We start from the raw sequence: 16,841 nt of genomic DNA, 5'->3' as shown, positions 1-16,841 counted from the left end.
CCGTTTCAGCGTGCGCGGATGCCCCTTTCCCTTGGCTTCCTTTCTCGGGCAGCCACGGGCAAGACAACGGGAAGCTCGGCTATTCGGCGCGGTGCCGCACGAGCGTCCTGCAATCCTGCCCCATGACCGTCCATGGGCGGTTTCGAGTGGCCCTCTGCTGTTTCGAAACCGGGTTGGCCAATCGATCCGACTGGCCTTGCGCGTGAACCCGAAAACCAGGTTTTCGGAAAGTACCCTGCGCAAAACTAAACTTCAGAGCGTCCTTTGCGCATCCAAACCGATGCGCGGCGCTCTACTTCCTTCATTGGAGCCTTGGATGACCCGATGCTCCAATGCGCGACCGGCGGGCTCTCGAAAGAACCCGCCGGTCAATTCGTCAACGGCGCAGACCGAGCTTCTCGATCAGCGTCTGATAGCGCGCGTCGTCCTTGCGCTTGAGATAATCAAGCAGGCTGCGGCGCTGGGAAACGAGAGCGAGCAGACCACGGCGGGAATGGTTATCCTTCTTGTGGTCCTTGAAATGGTCGGTCAGGTTCTTGATGCGCTCGGAAAGGATGGCCACCTGGACTTCCGGAGACCCGGTATCGCCCTTGGCGGTTGCGAATTCACCCATCAATTCCTTCTTGCGTTCGGCAGTAATCGACATCGTGTTTTTCCTTGTCTGTTTGAGGAAACGGGACGCCCTCAGCCGGGATGTCGTCCAGCAGGGGCCGGTGCAAGCAACGCGTCAAAGCGCGAAGCTGCGGCGCATATAGTGCAATTCCGACAAAAAGGCCAGCCCAATTCACAAGCCGGCTTTTTGCTGCATAAACGGGCACTTCCGGTCGGTCAGAGCCATTTCTTCCATTTGAAGTACGCGTAGAGCCCGACCGCAACGAGCAGCATGAAGACGAGCGACAGGGGATAGCCGTAATAGGCCTTCAGCTCCGGCATATTCCAGGGCGAGGTGTCGGGGTCGAAATTCATACCCCACACGCCGACGAGAAATGTGAGCGGCAGGAAGATCACCGAGACGATCGTCAGATAACTGATGACGTCGTTCGTGCGCGCCTGGCTGAGCGACAAGTGCATCTCGATCAGGCCGGTCAGCATATCGCGCTGCGTTTCGACCAGTTCGATCAATCGCAGCGAATGATCCAGCGTGTCGTTCAGGAATAATTTGGTTTCGGCCTTCACATAAGAGACGTCGTTGCGGATCATGGTCGCCAGCGCGTCGCGCATCGGCCAAAGCACGCCCTTCAGCACATTGGCGTCGCGCCGCAATTCGTGAAGCTGCCGCATCTGGTGCTTGTGCGCCTGGTTCAGCATCTGGTCCTCGATGCTGTCGACCAATTCCCCGGCAGCCTCGATCGGCGGGAAATAGCTGTCGACGATGGCGTCGATCAAAGCATAGGCGAGATAGTCGGCGCCGCGCGAGCGCAAGCGGTTGGGCACCGAGCTTGCGATCCGCTTGCGCACGGGATCGAACGGGTCGCCTTCGCGCTCCTGGAAGGTGACGACGAAGTTCTTGCCGAAGAAGACGGTGATCTGTTCGTAACGATGCGCGGTGACATCGTCGATCATCCTGACGACGACAAAGGCATGGTCCTCGAAGAAATCCACCTTGGGCCGCTGACCGGTGTTGACGACATCTTCCAGCGCCAGCGGATGCAGGTTGAATATCCGGCCGATCTCCTCGATCAGCTGGATGTTGGCGAGGCCTGTGCAGTCGAGCCAGATGACCGGCCAATTGTGGCAATGGGTGTTGACGTCGTCGATGCTGGCATTGTCGATCGTCTTGAACTTCTCGGGCGAGATCAACGTCAGCCTGAGCTCGGAGCGGCGTGCCGCCGGGTCGGCGATCAGCGTGCCGGGCGAAGCCCCGACCGGCGGCCGCCGTGTGTTAAGCACCGCCCGCTTCTTGCCCGTCTCAGCCTTTGCCATGTGCCCCCTCGAATGCAGCGTCGGATGGCACTACGCCGCCGCGCATCCCTTCGGACGGCAAACGACGCCGTAGCCCTGTTGACTTAGCGCATGATCCTTTCCCAAAATAGAATCCGGTTTGGAGATCATGCGCCGAGAGACAGCTGTTACCCGATAAAGACCCGCTTTGGCTTGAACATGCCTTGCTCGATGGCGCCGATGGCGACCAGCTTGCCACGCGCGGTGGCGCAGGCCTCTTCAGCTTCCACCGGCGCGTCGCGGCCGCGAATGATGACCGGATTGCCGAGGCGGATTTTGGTTGCCGCATCGTCGCTGATCGCAACCTGCGGCAAGCATTCGAGCGCCGCCGCGGTGTCGACCAGAAGTGCATCGATGGCACCGAAGTCGATCGGCGCGTCCGCTGCTTGCGAACCTTCCTCGCTCCGTTCGCCGAAGCGGGCGGCTTCCAACTCGGCCAGGGTGACGAAATCTTCCTGCGTAAACGGCTCGACCTCGACCCGCCGCAGCTCGGCGATGTGACCAAAACAGCCAAGGTCGCGGCCCATGTCGCGGGCCAGCGAGCGGACATAGGTGCCCTTGCCGCATTCGACCTCGAAAATGGTGCGATCTGCCATGTGCTCGACCAGGTCGAGCCGGCCGATCTCAACCTCGCGTGCCGGAATGTCGACCGTCTCGCCATCGCGGGCAAGGTCATAGGCGCGCTCGCCGGCGATCTTGATCGCCGAAAATTGCGGCGGCGTCTGCATGATGACGCCGGTATATTTCGAAAGCAGCGCCCGTACGTCGGCTTCCGCCGGACGGCGATCCGAGTTTTTGGTCGCCGGGCCTTCGAGGTCGTCGGTCGAACGCTCCTCGCCCCAGGCAACCGTGAAGCGGTAGACCTTGGCGCCGTCCTGGACGTAAGGCACGGTCTTGGTTGCCTCGCCAAGCGCGATCGGCAGCATGCCGGACGCGAGCGGGTCGAGCGTGCCGGCATGGCCGGCCTTTTCCGCCTGGAACAGCCATTTGATCTTGGAGACGGCTTCGGTCGAGCCCATGCCGACCGGCTTATCCAGTACCAGCCAGCCCGAGATCGGCCGGCCCTTCTTCTTGCCGCGACGCGCCACTATTCGCTGTCCTTCCGGTCGTCTTTGTCTTTGTCGTCGGCGCTGAGATCGCGCGCCACTTCGGGCGAGTGCAGCAATTCGTTGATCTTCTGGAAATTGTCGTAGCTGGTGTCGAGCCGGAAGCGGAATTCCGGCATGTACTTCATCTGCCGCAGCGCGCCGGAAACGCGGCCGCGAACAAACTTCGCATGCTTGTTGAGCGCTTCGACCACCGCACCGGCATCCTTGGCGCCGAGCGGCGAGACGAAGGCGGTGGCGATCTTCAGATCGGGCGACATGCGCACTTCGGAGACCGAGACCACTGTGTTCTCGATCAGCGGATCGAGGATCTCGCCGCGCTGCAAGGTTTCAGATAGCGCATGGCGCACCTGCTCGCCGACGCGCAGCATGCGCTGGGATGGGCCTGACGGGGTTGAACGGGGCATTTTTCTCTATCCTGAAATCGTGAAGCGCGGGATCGGACCGCACCACATGTCTCATATGGTTTGGGCGGCGGTCTTTCGACCACCGCCCGGTCTCGATGGATGCCCGAACTCGAACGCTCGAGATCAGAGCGTCCTGGTCACCATCTCGACGCGGAAGCACTCGATGACGTCACCGACGCGCATGTCCTCGTAGTTCTGGAAGGCCATGCCGCATTCCTGGCCGCCCGGAACTTCCGAAACCTCGTCCTTGAAGCGCTTCAGGGTCTTCAGCGTGCCTTCGTGGATGACGACGTTGTCGCGGATCAGGCGGACGCCCGCACCACGTTCGACCTTGCCTTCGGTGACACGGCAGCCGGCGATCTTGCCGACCTTGGTGATGTCGAAGATCTCGAGGATCTCGGCATTGCCGATAAAGGTCTCGCGACGCTCCGGCGAGAGCAGGCCGGAAAGGGCCGCTTTCACATCATCGACCAGATTGTAGATGATCGAATAGTAGCGGATCTCGATGCCTGCCGCAGCCGCGGCCGCGCGGGCCTGCGCATTGGCCCGAACGTTGAAGCCGATGATCGCAGCCCCCGAGGTTTCCGCCAGCGACACGTCGCTTTCGGTGATGCCGCCGGCCCCCGCGTGGACGATGCGGGCGCGTACCTCGTCGGTGCCGAGATTGTCGAGCGCCGCATTGATCGCCTCGATCGAGCCCTGCACGTCGCCCTTGATGACCAGCGGGAATTCCTTCAATCCGCTGGTCTGCAATTGCGACATCATCTGTTCAAGCGAGCCGCGCTGGCCGGCATGCCTGGCCACCGCCTTCTCACGCGCCAGACGCTGGCGATATTCAGTGATCTCGCGGGCGCGGGCTTCGTTGTTGACAACGGCGAAGCGGTCGCCGGCCAGCGGCGTGCCTTGCAGACCGAGGACTTCCACCGGCATTGCCGGCGGCGCTTCCTTGACCTGCTCGCCGCGATCGTTGACCAGCGCACGTACCCGGCCCCATTCGTTGCCGGCGACGAGAATGTCGCCCGGCATCAACGTGCCGGTCTGCACCAGCACGGTAGCGACTGGGCCGCGGCCCTTGTCGAGCTGGGCTTCGATGACCACGCCTTCGGCGGTGCGGTCCGGATTGGCCTTCAGGTCGAGGATTTCGGCCTGCAGCAGGATCGCTTCGAGCAACTTGTCGAGATTGATGCCCTTGGTCGCCGACACCTCGACATCCAGCACCTCGCCGCCCATCGATTCGACGAACACCTCGTGGCGCAGCAGTTCCGAACGCACCTTCTGCGGGTCGGCGTCATGCTTGTCGATCTTGTTGATCGCCACGATGATCGGAACGCCGGCCGCCTTGGCGTGGTTGATTGATTCGATCGTCTGCGGCATCACGCTGTCGTCGGCCGCGACCACCAGGATGGCGATATCGGTCGCCTGGGCACCGCGGGCACGCATCGCCGTGAAGGCGGCGTGGCCGGGCGTGTCGATGAAGGTAATCTTGTTATCGTTCTTCTCGACCTGATAGGCGCCGATATGCTGGGTAATGCCGCCGGCTTCGCCGGATACCACGTTGGCATTGCGGATGGCGTCGAGCAACGAGGTCTTGCCGTGATCGACATGGCCCATGATCGTAACCACCGGCGGACGCGGCTGCAGATCCTCGGGACGATCGGCGATGTTGAACAAGCCCTCTTCGATGTCGGACTCGGCGACGCGGCGGACCGTGTGGCCAAATTCGGTCGCGACCAGTTCGGCCGTGTCGGCGTCGATGACGTCGCCAGGCTTCAGGATTTGGCCCTGCTTCATGAAGAATTTGACCACGTCGACAGCGCGCTCGGACATGCGCTGCGCCAGCTCCTGGATGGTGATGGTTTCGGGCAGGATCACTTCACGCATGACTTTCTCGCGTGGCTCGTTATGCAACGCGCGCTTGAATTTCTCCTGACGGCGGCGCATCGACGACAGCGAGCGGGCGCGCGCATCCTCATCGGAAAGCGCCGAATTCAGCGTCAGCTTGCCGCGGCGGCGGTCTTCCTCGCCCTTGGTCGGCTTGGCCGGACGCGCCACTTCGGGCGTGACCAGACGGCGCACTGGTGCACCGGCACCGGTCCGCTTCGGCTTGACCTCTTCCTCGTCATCGACTGTCGCCAGTTCGGCGGCGAGCGGCGCACGGCGGCGCGCCTCTTCCTCGGCACGGCGGCGGGATTCAGCCTCGGCTTGCAGCCGCGCCTCTTCTTCGGCCTGACGGCGAGCCGATTCCTCGCGCTCGCGGCGGCGGCGCTCTTCGTCCTCGCTGCGGCGCTTGGCCTCCTCGATGGCGCGCTGGCGATCCTCGACGTCGCGCACCTTCGAGCCTTCGAGAGCCCGGCGGCGTGCTTCCATTTCCTGGCGCGACAACTCGTTCAGCACCATGCCGCCGCGTTCGACCGGCGGCGGAGGCGGCGGCGCCTTGGGAGCTTCCTGCACGGCAGGCGCTGCCGCGACCGGCTTCGGCGTGAAGACGGACACAGGCGCTGCCGCCGGCTCCGGCTTGTCGCCGGGCAGCGAGAACTTGCGCTTCTTGGTCTCGACGACCACCGACTTGGTGCGGCCGTGCGAGAAGTTCTGGCGCACAGTGCCCTGTTCCATACCGGGGCGCTTCAGCGTCAAGGTCTTCTTCGGCGTAACACTCAGCGTCTTGTCGTCGCCCGATTTCGTATCGCTCATTCCATATCCTCTGCGGCATCATCTTCGTCAGCAACGGCCGCAAGCATTGCCAGATCGTCCGGGGAACCGCCCCGATATCGGTCGAGCGCAACCATGCGCTTCTGGACCGCCCTGCCCGCGTCTCCCGCGAGAACGGCAGCATGTATCACATTTGTACCCCCCAATGCCAAGCTCAACTCGGCCTCGGAGAAAAGTTTGTAAGCGCGGATCGCACGCCCGCCGAGGTGGACGGTTGCCCGTCGCGCCTGGCTTATCTTGCGGACGCCATCGTCGGAAGCCTCGGTCGCGTGGAGCACGAAAAGTGCAAGTCCGCCGCGCACGGCGCTCTCGACCTTGGTCGCTCCGAGCGCTATGGCGCCCGCCTTGCGGGCCAGGCCAAGCATGCCCAGAGCGGACCTGGAAAGCAGCGCGTCGACCATGCCGCCAAGATCGGCTGGCACGGTCACCTGCGCCTTAAAAGCACGGGCAAACAGGTTCTTCGCCGCTGCCTTTTCTATATGTAGGCGGTCGGCCGTCACCCAGCAACCGCGGCCGGGCAGGTTTCTCTTGATGTCCGGAACGACGGCCGAATCCGGGCCGACGACGAAACGGATCAGCTCATCCGGTTCGGCTTGCCTGCGGGTGACGATGCAGGTGCGATCGTTCATCTCGTCCAAGGGCGGGTTCGGTGCGATGCGGTTTCACCTCACGCACCGACGGTTTCGTCAGCCGGCACGCCCTCGGCGGCAAGCTCGTCTTCGGTGATCCAGCCTGCCTTCAGGCGAGCGGCCAGGACCATCTGCTCGGCATCGGCGCGCGATACGCCGTGGTTGGCGAGCACACCCGGGAATACCTTCGTCTCGCCGTCCTTGCGTTCCTTCCAACCGGTCAGGTCGTCGGCTGCATAGCCAGCGAAATCCTCGATCGTCTTCACGCCGTCCTCGCCGAGCGTCACCATCATGGCGGTGGTGATGCCTGGAATCTCGCGCAATTCGTCCTTGACGCCGAGCGCCTTGCGCTTCTCGTCATGCTCGGCTTCGATCTTTTCCAGATATTCGCGGGCGCGGGTCTGGATTTCCGAAGCCGTGTCCTCGTCGAAGCCGTCGATCGACGCGATTTCGCCGGAGTCGACATACGCGACCTCCTCGACGCTGGTGAAGCCTTCGGAAGCGAGCACCTGGCCGACCATCTCGTCGACGTCGAGGGCTTCCATGAACAGCGACGACCGTTCGACGAATTCCTTCTGGCGCCGTTCGCTCTCTTCCTGCTCGGTCAGGATGTCGATGTCCCAGCCGGTGAGCTGCGAGGCAAGACGGACGTTTTGGCCACGGCGGCCGATGGCCAGCGACAGTTGATCGTCGGGAACGACGACCTCGATGCGCTCGGCATCCTCGTCGAGCACGACCTTGGCGACTTCTGCCGGCTGCAACGCATTGACGATGAAGGACGCGGCCGAAGGCGACCACGGAATGATGTCGATCTTCTCGCCCTGCAATTCCCCGACGACCGCCTGGACGCGGCTGCCGCGCATACCGACGCAGGCACCGACCGGATCGATGGAGCTGTCACGGGAGATGACAGCGATCTTGGCCCGCGAACCCGGATCGCGGGCGACCGACTTGATCTCGATGATGCCGTCGTAGATTTCCGGCACTTCCATGGTGAACAGCTTCGCCATGAACTGCGGATGGGTGCGCGACAGGAAGATCTGCGGGCCGCGCTGTTCGCGGCGCACGTCATAGACATAGGCGCGGACGCGATCGCCATACTTGTAGTTTTCGCGCGGGATCAGCTCGTCGCGGCGGATGATCGCCTCGCCGCGGCCGAGATCGACGATGACGTTGCCGTATTCGACTCGCTTGACGGTGCCGTTGACGATCTCGCCGATACGGTCCTTGTATTCGTCATATTGCCGGTCGCGCTCGGCCTCGCGCACCTTCTGCACGATAACCTGCTTGGCCGACTGGGCGGCGATGCGACCGAAATCCATCGGCGGCAGCTGTTCGGCGATGAAATCGCCGAGCTGGGCGTCCGGATTGCGCTCGCGCGCCGAGGAAATGGCAATCTGCGTCGCGTAATCGTCGACCTTCTCGACCACTTCCATCAGCCGTTGCAGCTTCATCTCGCCGGTGTTGGCGTTGATGTCGGCGCGGATGTTGGTTTCCTGGCCGTAGCGCGAGCGCGCGGCCTTCTGGATCGCATCGGCCATGGCGGCGATGACGATCGACTTGTCGATCGACTTTTCACGCGCGACCGCATCGGCGATCTGCAGCAGTTCAAGCCTGTTGGCGCTTACAACCATCTTCTTTCTCCCGAGCTTGTTGCCGACCTTTACGGCCGGCAGCCCAATCACATTTCCTGTTCGGTTTCGTCTTCCGCACCCTCTGGTGCGTCTTCGGGTTCGCCGCGGCGTTTCCTGGCTTCCTTGCGCGCCCGATTGTCCTTCGACAGCGCATCGCGGATAAGGTCGTCGGTCAGAATCAGCCGCGCTTCGGCAATCGCATCGTAGGGCACACGCACCGTAGGCTCCTCGCCGTAAGCGGCCTTGTCGCGCTCGATCAGCACACCGTCCGCGTCGCTTTCGGCGATCTTGCCCTTGAAGCGCTTGCGGTCGGCGACGAGAACCGACGTATCCATCTTCACCAGATGGCCGGTCCAGGCTGCAAAGTCCGATTTGCGGACCAGCGGCCGGTCGATGCCCGGCGACGACACTTCGAGATGATAAGCCTTCTCGATCGGATCATCGACATCGAGCGCCGGCGACACCGCCCGGCTGACCTCTTCACAATCCTCGACCGTCATGGTGCCGTCCTCGCGCTCGGCCATGATCTGCAGCGTCAGCCCGTTCTGGCCCGACAGGTGCACACGCACTAAGCGGAAGCCGATGGCGCGCAGGACCGGCTGAACGATCAGCGCGATGCGCGCATCGATGCCGCTTTCGCGGATGATGCGGTCGTCGCCTTCGCTTGCCGTCACTGTCATTCGGTCCCTGTCGCTCGATTCCTGTTTGGTCGGCAGGTAATAAAAAAGAGCGGGACCGGGTGGACCCACTCTTCGTCATACCGACCAAGAATTTGAAGCTGATATAGACGATCATGGTCCTCGTTTCAAGCCCGTCCTGCATGACGGCAAGGCGCCGAGTCCGCAGCGCTGCGCCAAATGCATGGCGCCCATGCAGTGATCCCCCTTTGAGCACCGGCGACGCACGACTATCTATGTTGCATTGCACAATTGGCGACTTACTGCGCTCGAAAGGGTACGATCATGAACAACCGTGGATTTTTTTCAGCCATAGGCGGTGTCTTCAGCGTTTTCGGCAGCGCCGTAGCAGCGTCGCGGGCTGTGGAAAACGGTCGCAAGCCGCGTGCGCATGATTTGCGCAATCTCGGCATGGAACCGGCAGCCTTCGACAAGATCCGTCGCTTCTGAGCCAGGTGAGCGCCGAGAGCCTTCGGCCCGCTCGCCTTTTGCTCAGCTCTAATTTCCCGCTATTTCCGCACGAAGGTGAGATAGGCGGGCCGTCGGCCTTCACGAATAGCCTTGGCCTCATAGCGCGTCCCCGGCCAGCCATCATACGGCCGGTGCCAGTCGGCTGCTTCGCTTGCCTGCCATGTGAAGGCGCCGTGCGCCCGGCAATGCAGCAGCGTCCAGTTCACATAGCTGTCGATGTCGGACGCAAAGTGGAACTTTCCGCCGTGCTTCAGGACGCGCGCGAAGCGGTCGAGATTGACCGGGCTGACGAAGCGCCGCTTCCAGTGCTTCTTCTTCGGCCACGGATCCGGATAGAGAAGGTCAATGCCGTCAAGCGAAGCCTGCGGCAGCCAGTCCAGCAGGCGTGTGGCGTCGTCGTCATAGACGCGCAGGTTGGCAAGTGGCCGCTCCCGGACCGCCATCATCATCTTGGCCATGCCGTTGACGAAGGGCTCGACGCCGATAAAGCCGGTCGCCTGGCTGGCCGTGGCACGGTGCAGAAGATGTTCGCCGCCGCCAAAACCGATTTCGAGCTGGACAGCGGAAACTTCTGCTTCGAAAAGGCTGCGCAGATCGGCCGGCGGTTCGACCGTCAGATCGAGCCTGTAGGCGGAGAAACCGCTCTCCAGCGCCGCCGCCTGCTGTGGTCGAATGGTCTTGCCGCGCCGGCGACCGAAAAATGCCTCGGTCGCACTGCTTGGCCGGTCCTTCGTGTGCATAGGCGCCGCGGTTAGGCGGCGACTGCTTCGGCGACTGGTTCGGCGAGAGCGTCCTTGAGCGCCTTGGCGAGATCGGTCTTCTCCCAGGAGAAGGATCCGTCGCGGCCGGCCCTGCGGCCAAAATGGCCATAGGACGACGTCTTGGCATAGATCGGCTTGTTGAGATCGAGGTGGCGGCGGATACCGGACGGCGACAGGTCCATCACGGTGCGCAGTGCACGCTCGAGCTTTGCCTCGTCGACCTTGCCGGTGCCGTGCAGGTCGACGTAGATCGACAGCGGCTGGGCGACACCGATCGCATAGGAAAGCTGGATAGTGCAACGATCGGCAAGCTTCGCGGCAACCACGTTCTTGGCGAGATAGCGCGCCGCATAGGCCGCCGAGCGGTCGACCTTGGTGGTGTCCTTGCCAGAAAAAGCGCCGCCGCCATGGGGCGCAGCCCCACCATAAGTGTCGACGATGATCTTGCGGCCGGTCAGGCCGGCGTCGCCATCGGGCCCGCCGATGACGAACTTGCCGGTTGGGTTGATGTACCAGTTGCAATTATCGGCGATCTTCAGGTCGCCCAGTGCTTCGCGAATATAGGGTTCGACGACGTTGCGCACCTTCTTCGAATCCCACGTCTCATCGAGATGCTGGGTCGACAGCACGATCTGCGTCACTTCCGCCGCTTTGCCGTCGACATAGCGGACTGTAACCTGGCTCTTGGCATCCGGCCCGAGCCTGCCTGCATCACCGCTGCCTTCATGGCGCGCAGCTGCCAGCAGTTCGAGGATCTTATGGCTATAGTAGATCGGCGCCGGCATCAGGTCCGGTGTCTCGCGGCAGGCATAGCCGAACATAATGCCCTGGTCGCCGGCTCCTTCCTCGCCTTGCCGGTCGGAGGCGTTGTCGACGCCTTGGCCGATATCCGGCGACTGGCCGTGCAGCAGAACCTCGATCTTGGCCGTCTTCCAGTGGAAGCCGGCCTGCTCGTAGCCGATTTCGCGGATTGCCTTGCGGGCGACCGACTTGAACTTGGCCGGGTTGACAATCGGATGGCCGGCTGCGTCCTTCAGGACGTTGCCCTCCTTGTCCTTCTTGAGCAGCGTCTCGGGGACGCGCACCTCGCCGGCGATGACAACGCGATTGGTCGTCGCAAGCGTCTCGCAGGCAACGCGGACCTTCCACGGGTCCATGCCGGTCTTTCTGGCTTCGCGATAGACGAGATCGACAATCTCGTCGGAGATACGGTCGCAGACCTTGTCGGGATGGCCCTCGGCAACGGATTCCGAGGTGAAGAAGTAATTGTGCCGCGTCACGGGTGTCCCCTCTTGAAAAAATATCGGCAGGCCGCCGATTTTGGCGCGCCAGTTGTTAACGGTGCCGGGCGCCGCTCGTCAAGCCGTGCAGCCGTTCTGGCATGGATTTTGACGTCATTATCTTTGCATCCCGAGACGGCGGCAGGGCGCACTGCCATCAGCCCTTGCACCAACAGACTGAGGAAAACGGCTTCGAGGAAGCGTGTCGAGCAAAATCGATCCGCGCTTTAGCGCATCTGCGGAATGCACATCCCTCGATGCGCACAGCCGCGAGAAATTACATCCCAGCTACGACGACCTCTTCCTCTTTGAACTCTTCACGGGCCAGTCAATCGACCTCGTCGGCGGAGAGCGACTTCACTAGCTCAATGATCTTGCGGCGCACTTTCACGTCGGCGATCTTGACGAAGGCGCGGTTCAGCTGGAGGCCTTCCGGGCTGCCGCAGAATTCGACGGCGGAGGTCATCGACGCATCCTCGGCAAATCCGCGGGTGCCCACGGGCTCCTGACCGGGCGCATCCTCGAAGAAGAAGGCGACGGGGACGCCTAGTATGGAGGCGATTGCCTGCAGACGGCTGGCGCCAACGCGATTGGTGCCCTTTTCGTACTTTTGGATCTGCTGGAACGTTATGCCGAGGTTTTCGCCCAGTTTTTCCTGGCTCATTCCCAGCATATTGCGGCGAAGCCGAATGCGGCTTCCGACGTGGATGTCGATCGGATTCGGCTTTTTCTTGTTTTCTTCTGTCATTTTTTCCTCGCCGAATTTTTCCGGCTTTTTCTATTTTGCTGCCCAAACGAAGACGGCGGCCCGTGCCCCAACAGAACGACCTATCGACTTCGATAATTTTTCAGGCGCTTACAGTATGAGTTTCTAATGTGTCGGCTGTCAATTCGCCCGTAGCCTTTGCCTTACGTTCAAAATGCATGCCGCAACGGCAAGCAAAAACATGATCAGCATTCCGTTAATGCGTCGTTGGCCGGAGGAAACGATGGCTTGGTTGGAGATCGGCACGCGCACATCGATGGCACCGCGTACATCGATTGCCAGCGCGTCGACGATGCGACCGCGCGGGTCGACAACGGCCGAAATGCCGTTATTAGCCGCGCGCAACAGGGGCACCCCATTCTCCACCGCCCGGATCTGCGCCTGCCTGAAGTGCTGGTACGGCCCCGGCGTGTCGCCGAACCAGGCGTCATTGGTGACGTTCACAATAAGCTCGGCTGCCGTTGCGTCAACCGCGACGAGATCGGGAAAGATGACCTCATAGCAAATAAACGGCAGCGCCCGGATACCGCCGGGCAGCGCGATCGGGTGCCGCTCATTGCCGGCCGCGAAGGTCATCGGGCCGGCAACAAGCTGCTCAAGCCCGAAGCGGCCGAGCAGATCGGCGAAAGGCAGGTATTCGCCGAAGGGTACCAGGTGGACCTTGTCCACGGCATCGACGATTTCGCCCCTTTCGTCGATCGCCACCACAGAGTTGTAGTAACGGCTGCCGGTCGCCGAGCCGCCTTCCTCGCGAACGACGCCGGCAACCAGCATCTGGCCATCGCCCAGCATCTCTCCGATGGCAGGCAGGGCATCCGGACGTTCGGTGAACAGAAACGGCACGGAGGTCTCCGGCCACAGGATCAATTGCGGCCTGTCATGGCCGGGTTCCGGCGCCTTGGCCGAAAGCCCCATCATGGTGGCGAAGATGCGGTCACGCACCGAGGCATCCCATTTTTCCGTGAGGTCGACGGCAGGCTGCACGATACGGACGTCGAGGCTGCGGGCCGCCGGCTTTTCGGGGGCGGCGAGCCTGATATAACCGAAGCCGGCATCGGCTGCGACGAGAACGACAAGCAATGCCGCGCCGAGGCGAAGATGCTGGCGCGCCGCAAGCAGGGCCGGCAGCGCGAAGACGAAGACCGCAAGGGCGTTCATGCCGACCATGCCGGTCACCGATACGCTCTGCATCAGCAAAGGCACCGGCATCGCCGCATAGCCGACGGCATTCCACGGAAAGCCGGTGAACAGGAAGCCGCGCAGCCATTCCGCCAGCGCAAAACCGAAGGCGAGCGCGGCGATGCGGCCAATGTCGTTGCTCCACAACAGCCGGGCAACCACGGCAGCGAAACCGTAAAAGAAGGCCAGCGCGAGGGGGATGCCGACCACCGCGAACGGCAAGGCCCAGGCAAAGCTGTCGGCCTCGACCAGCAGCGCCGAGCCGACCCACCACAGACCGGCAAGAAAGTAACCGAAACCGAACCACCAGCCGGTGGCGAAAGCCGGCCGCAAGCGCCGCAGAAAACCGTCCGAGGCTTCGCTGGTCGCGCCGTCGAGGAGCCACACCAGCAGCGGGAACGAAACGAAACAGACGGCGAAGAAATCGTAAGGCGCCTGGGCAAGAACCGCCAGCGCCCCGGCAAGAAACGCCACCAGCGCGCGCCGCCAGCCCCAAAGCAGAATTATCCGGCCGGCCTGGCGCTCCATCTATGCTTCCGAGTCGTGCGAATCAGGAAGCAAGATTTATCAGGCCGGAGCCCCGGTTCCAAATGAACCCTAAGCCTGCTCGGTGCGGACGGCGCGGCGGCGGCGTTCGCCCTTCAGGGTCTCGACGATGCGCACGCGCTTGACACGGCGCGGATCGGCGTCGAGTACATGGAACTCGAAGCCGGGTATGGCCTGCACCACTTCGCCGCGCGCCGGCACCCGGCCAAGCGTGTTGAAGATCATGCCGCCGATCGTGTCGACATATTCGCCGTGCTCGCCGGCGGCGAAATCCTCGCCGATCATCTTGGCGACGTCATCGATCTCGGCCTTGCCGTCGACGATGAAGACGCCTTCGCCGGCCTGGGTAATCATCGGCTCGTCCTCGTCATGCTCGTCCTCGATGTCGCCGACCACCATCTCGACGATATCCTCGAGCGAGACGAGACCGTCAGTGCCGCCATATTCGTCGATGACCAGCGCCATCTGGGTGCGCGTCGTCTGCATTCGCCCCATCAGGTCGGAGGCGAGCATCGACGGCGGCACGAACAGCACCGGTCGGATCAGGTTGAGATCGCCGATGGTGCGCGCCAGATCGACCTGGGCGAGATCGAGAACCGTCGCGACCGGGGTTTTCCTGGTCGTCCTGCCCTTTCTGACGCGGGCGACCTTGGTGATGTGCGCCAGCACGTCGCGGATATGAACCATGCCGCGCGGGTCGTCGAGCGTCTCCGAATAAACCGGCATGCGGGAGTGGCCAGACTGCTCGAACAGCCCCAGAAGATCGCCGAGCTTCGTGGTGATCTCGACCGCCTCGATGTCGGCGCGCGGCACCATGACGTCCTCGACGCGCACTTCGCGCAGGCGCAGGATGTTGTTGAGCATGGCGCGTTCGCCGGGCGAGAAGGATTCTGCATCGCTCGCCGTTTCGGCAAGCGCACCGGCAATCTCCTCGCGCAGGCTGGTGCCGTTGCGGTGCCTGAAAAGCCCGAGCACGCGATCGAACAGGGAAGGACCGGCAGGCGATGCCTCGCTGGCGAAGCTGCCGGTCGTGGTACTCGGACTCGAGCCCTCTTCCGTCGTTTCGGAAGGCTTGATCGCACTGCCGGCGTCGGAGCGGGCGGCAGTCTCTGGTTTGTCGTTCATCATCGTCCGGTCAATTGGTCTTTTGTAATTACGTGTAGGGATCGGGAATGGCAAGCCTCGCAAGTGCTGCGCGCTCTGTCGCTTCCATCAGTTCCGCTTCGGCATCGGTCTCATGGTCGTAGCCCAGCAAATGCAGCAGGCCATGGATGACGAGATGGGAGATATGGTCCTCGACTGGCTTGTCTTCCAGTGCCGCTTCGCGCGCGACAGTCTCGGCGGCCAGCACGATGTCGCCGAGCATCGGCGGCAGAGGCCCGCCCCTGGCAAACGGAAAAGCCGGAAAAGACAGGACGTTGGTCGGCTTGTCCTTGCCGCGCCAGCCGGCATTGAGCGTACGGATATGGGCATCGTCGGAAAAGACGATGCTGAGCTCGGAACGGCCGTCCGCACCGGTTTCGGCAAAGGCGGCCGAGACGGCGCGGTCGACAAGCCGCATCAGCACCGCCTCGCCGGGCCAGTCGCCCGCCTCGATCGCGATATCGATCTCGACGGGAAGCGGCCCCCCCGCCTTTTGCTCCTCAGCCATGCGGCCGCATAATCATATCAGCTTTCGACACCCAAGCCCCTGGCCAGCTTGCCGTCACGGTCGTAGGCCTTGACGATCTCGGCGACCAGCGGATGCCTGACGACGTCGCCTTCATTGAAGCGTACGGTCACCATGCCGGTGACGCCGTCGAGAATTCTCAGTGCCTCGACCAGGCCGGACTTGGTGTTTGGCGGCAGATCGATCTGGGTCGGATCGCCGGTGACGATCATGCGCGAGTTCTCGCCGAGCCGGGTCAGGAACATCTTCATCTGCATTGGCGTGGTGTTCTGCGCCTCGTCGAGGATGACGGCAGCGTGCGCCAGCGTACGGCCGCGCATGAATGCCAGCGGCGCGATCTCGATGACCTCGGCGGCAATCGCCCGCTCGACCTTGTCGGCCGGCATCATGTCGTAGAGCGCATCATAGAGCGGCCGCAGATAGGGATCGACCTTCTCCTTCATGTCGCCCGGCAGAAAGCCAAGCCGTTCACCGGCCTCGACCGCTGGGCGCGACAGCACGATGCGTTCGACCATGCCGCGTTCGAGCAGCATTGCCGCATGCGCCACCGCCAGATAGGTCTTTCCGGTGCCGGCCGGGCCGATGCCGAAGACGAGTTCCGATCGCTCCAGCGCGCGCATGTAGGCGTCCTGGTTGAGCGAGCGGGCATAGATGGTCTTCTTGCGCGTCGATATCTGGGCGGCGGACATCTTGCCCTTGCGCTCCAGCGTCGGCAGCGTCAGCTGGTCGTCGGTGGCGATCGCCATGCGTACGGCGCCGTCGACATCGGACTGGCCGATATCGGTGCCTTTCTGCAGAATGCCATAAAGATTGTCCAACGCGCGGCGTGCCTGCTCGGCGGCCGAGGAAGAGCCCTTGATGGTCAATTGATTGCCACGCGAGCGGATGTCGACGCCGAGCTTCTGCTCGAGCCTGGCCAGATTCTCGTCGAACTGGCCGTAAAGGGCGCTGGCAAGCTTGTTATTGTCGAAAGTCAGTACGATGTGCGCCATATCCGAGGCCCCGGAGGGTAGATTCTGGGGCAGGTTCTTGACTTCAGCAGCGCTCAACCGTCTCTCCTCATCTG

16 protein-coding genes are annotated in these 16,841 nt (G+C 62.7%); 1 reads left to right on the top strand and 15 read right to left on the bottom strand.

Annotated elements, in window-relative coordinates; all coding sequences use genetic code 11:
* Window positions 1–376: 376 nt before the first annotated feature.
* From rpsO to rimP, 8 genes are all read right to left on the bottom strand, one after another.
* Window positions 377–688: a 30S ribosomal protein S15 gene (gene rpsO / locus E5W70_RS03320; protein WP_280940423.1), complete on the bottom strand. Its 312-nt coding sequence runs from the start codon at window positions 686–688 to the stop codon at window positions 377–379.
* 140 nt (window positions 689–828) lie between these two features.
* A complete protein-coding gene (gene corA, locus E5W70_RS03315; protein ID WP_292654000.1) occupies window positions 829–1,923 on the bottom strand; it encodes a magnesium/cobalt transporter CorA in 1,095 nt (364 codons plus the stop codon).
* A gap of 146 nt (window positions 1,924–2,069) precedes the next feature.
* Window positions 2,070–3,029, bottom strand: a complete 960-nt coding sequence (truB, locus tag E5W70_RS03310) for a tRNA pseudouridine(55) synthase TruB (protein ID WP_292653999.1) — start codon at window positions 3,027–3,029, stop codon at window positions 2,070–2,072.
* Entirely contained in the window at window positions 3,029–3,454 is a 426-nt protein-coding gene (gene rbfA / locus E5W70_RS03305; protein WP_292653998.1) for a 30S ribosome-binding factor RbfA, read from the bottom strand. The genes truB and rbfA overlap by 1 nt, the downstream gene beginning before the upstream one ends.
* Window positions 3,455–3,577: 123 nt before the next feature.
* Window positions 3,578–6,145 carry a translation initiation factor IF-2 gene (gene infB / locus E5W70_RS03300; protein ID WP_292653997.1) on the bottom strand — a complete coding sequence of 856 codons (2,568 nt, stop codon included), beginning with the start codon at window positions 6,143–6,145 and terminating at the stop codon, window positions 3,578–3,580.
* Complete coding sequence (locus E5W70_RS03295; RefSeq protein WP_292653996.1) at window positions 6,142–6,792, bottom strand: RNA-binding protein; 651 nt, start codon at window positions 6,790–6,792, stop codon at window positions 6,142–6,144. The genes infB and E5W70_RS03295 overlap by 4 nt, the downstream gene beginning before the upstream one ends.
* 38 nt (window positions 6,793–6,830) lie before the next feature.
* Window positions 6,831–8,426: a transcription termination factor NusA gene (gene nusA / locus E5W70_RS03290; RefSeq protein WP_023676901.1), complete on the bottom strand. Its 1,596-nt coding sequence runs from the start codon at window positions 8,424–8,426 to the stop codon at window positions 6,831–6,833.
* A gap of 47 nt (window positions 8,427–8,473) precedes the next feature.
* Window positions 8,474–9,106, bottom strand: a complete 633-nt coding sequence (gene rimP / locus E5W70_RS03285; protein ID WP_292653995.1) for a ribosome maturation factor RimP — start codon at window positions 9,104–9,106, stop codon at window positions 8,474–8,476.
* A gap of 282 nt (window positions 9,107–9,388) precedes the next feature.
* On the opposite strand from rimP, the gene E5W70_RS03280 reads away from it, so the two are divergent.
* Entirely contained in the window at window positions 9,389–9,553 is a 165-nt protein-coding gene (locus tag E5W70_RS03280) for a hypothetical protein (protein WP_292653994.1), read from the top strand.
* 59 nt (window positions 9,554–9,612) lie between these two features.
* On the opposite strand, the gene E5W70_RS03275 is transcribed toward E5W70_RS03280, so the two are convergent.
* From E5W70_RS03275 to E5W70_RS03245, 7 genes are all read right to left on the bottom strand, one after another.
* Window positions 9,613–10,314, bottom strand: a complete 702-nt coding sequence (locus E5W70_RS03275) for a tRNA (guanosine(46)-N(7))-methyltransferase TrmB (protein ID WP_292653993.1) — start codon at window positions 10,312–10,314, stop codon at window positions 9,613–9,615.
* A gap of 11 nt (window positions 10,315–10,325) precedes the next feature.
* Window positions 10,326–11,615, bottom strand: coding sequence for a methionine adenosyltransferase (gene metK, locus E5W70_RS03270; RefSeq protein WP_292653992.1), 1,290 nt, complete (start codon window positions 11,613–11,615; stop codon window positions 10,326–10,328).
* A 328-nt stretch (window positions 11,616–11,943) separates the two neighbouring features.
* Window positions 11,944–12,363, bottom strand: a complete 420-nt coding sequence (locus tag E5W70_RS03265; RefSeq protein WP_292653991.1) for a helix-turn-helix domain-containing protein — start codon at window positions 12,361–12,363, stop codon at window positions 11,944–11,946.
* A 138-nt stretch (window positions 12,364–12,501) separates the two neighbouring features.
* A complete protein-coding gene (gene lnt, locus E5W70_RS03260; RefSeq protein WP_292653990.1) occupies window positions 12,502–14,088 on the bottom strand; it encodes an apolipoprotein N-acyltransferase in 1,587 nt (528 codons plus the stop codon).
* Between the two features lie 69 nt (window positions 14,089–14,157).
* Complete coding sequence (locus E5W70_RS03255) at window positions 14,158–15,231, bottom strand: hemolysin family protein (protein WP_254816261.1); 1,074 nt, start codon at window positions 15,229–15,231, stop codon at window positions 14,158–14,160.
* 28 nt (window positions 15,232–15,259) lie between these two features.
* Window positions 15,260–15,757 (bottom strand): rRNA maturation RNase YbeY, encoded by a 498-nt coding sequence (ybeY, locus tag E5W70_RS03250; protein WP_292653989.1) that lies wholly within the window; start codon window positions 15,755–15,757, stop codon window positions 15,260–15,262.
* Window positions 15,758–15,774: 17 nt separating this feature from the next.
* Window positions 15,775–16,824: a PhoH family protein gene (locus E5W70_RS03245; protein ID WP_292653988.1), complete on the bottom strand. Its 1,050-nt coding sequence runs from the start codon at window positions 16,822–16,824 to the stop codon at window positions 15,775–15,777.
* Between the last annotated feature and the right edge of the window lie 17 nt (window positions 16,825–16,841).

The sequence above is a fragment of the Mesorhizobium sp. genome, assembly GCF_005063415.1.
In the GTDB taxonomy this organism is placed as follows: domain Bacteria; phylum Pseudomonadota; class Alphaproteobacteria; order Rhizobiales; family Rhizobiaceae; genus Mesorhizobium.
This window is presented reverse-complemented; position numbering and strand designations above follow the sequence as displayed.

Bases quoted from the DNA above. Each gene is read 5' to 3' on its own strand.
- corA (WP_292654000.1), bottom strand. From the start codon at position 1,923: ATGGCAAAGGCTGAGACGGGCAAGAAGCGGGCGGTGCTTAACACACGG.
- rbfA (WP_292653998.1), bottom strand. From the start codon at position 3,454: ATGCCCCGTTCAACCCCGTCAGGCCCATCCCAGCGCATGCTGCGCGTC.
- infB (WP_292653997.1), bottom strand. From the start codon at position 6,145: ATGAGCGATACGAAATCGGGCGACGACAAGACGCTGAGTGTTACGCCG.
- E5W70_RS03295 (WP_292653996.1), bottom strand. From the start codon at position 6,792: ATGAACGATCGCACCTGCATCGTCACCCGCAGGCAAGCCGAACCGGAT.
- nusA (WP_023676901.1), bottom strand. From the start codon at position 8,426: ATGGTTGTAAGCGCCAACAGGCTTGAACTGCTGCAGATCGCCGATGCG.
- rimP (WP_292653995.1), bottom strand. From the start codon at position 9,106: ATGACAGTGACGGCAAGCGAAGGCGACGACCGCATCATCCGCGAAAGC.
- E5W70_RS03280 (WP_292653994.1), top strand. From the start codon at position 9,389: ATGAACAACCGTGGATTTTTTTCAGCCATAGGCGGTGTCTTCAGCGTT.
- E5W70_RS03275 (WP_292653993.1), bottom strand. From the start codon at position 10,314: ATGCACACGAAGGACCGGCCAAGCAGTGCGACCGAGGCATTTTTCGGT.
- E5W70_RS03265 (WP_292653991.1), bottom strand. From the start codon at position 12,363: ATGACAGAAGAAAACAAGAAAAAGCCGAATCCGATCGACATCCACGTC.
- lnt (WP_292653990.1), bottom strand. From the start codon at position 14,088: ATGGAGCGCCAGGCCGGCCGGATAATTCTGCTTTGGGGCTGGCGGCGC.
- E5W70_RS03255 (WP_254816261.1), bottom strand. From the start codon at position 15,231: ATGAACGACAAACCAGAGACTGCCGCCCGCTCCGACGCCGGCAGTGCG.
- ybeY (WP_292653989.1), bottom strand. From the start codon at position 15,757: ATGGCTGAGGAGCAAAAGGCGGGGGGGCCGCTTCCCGTCGAGATCGAT.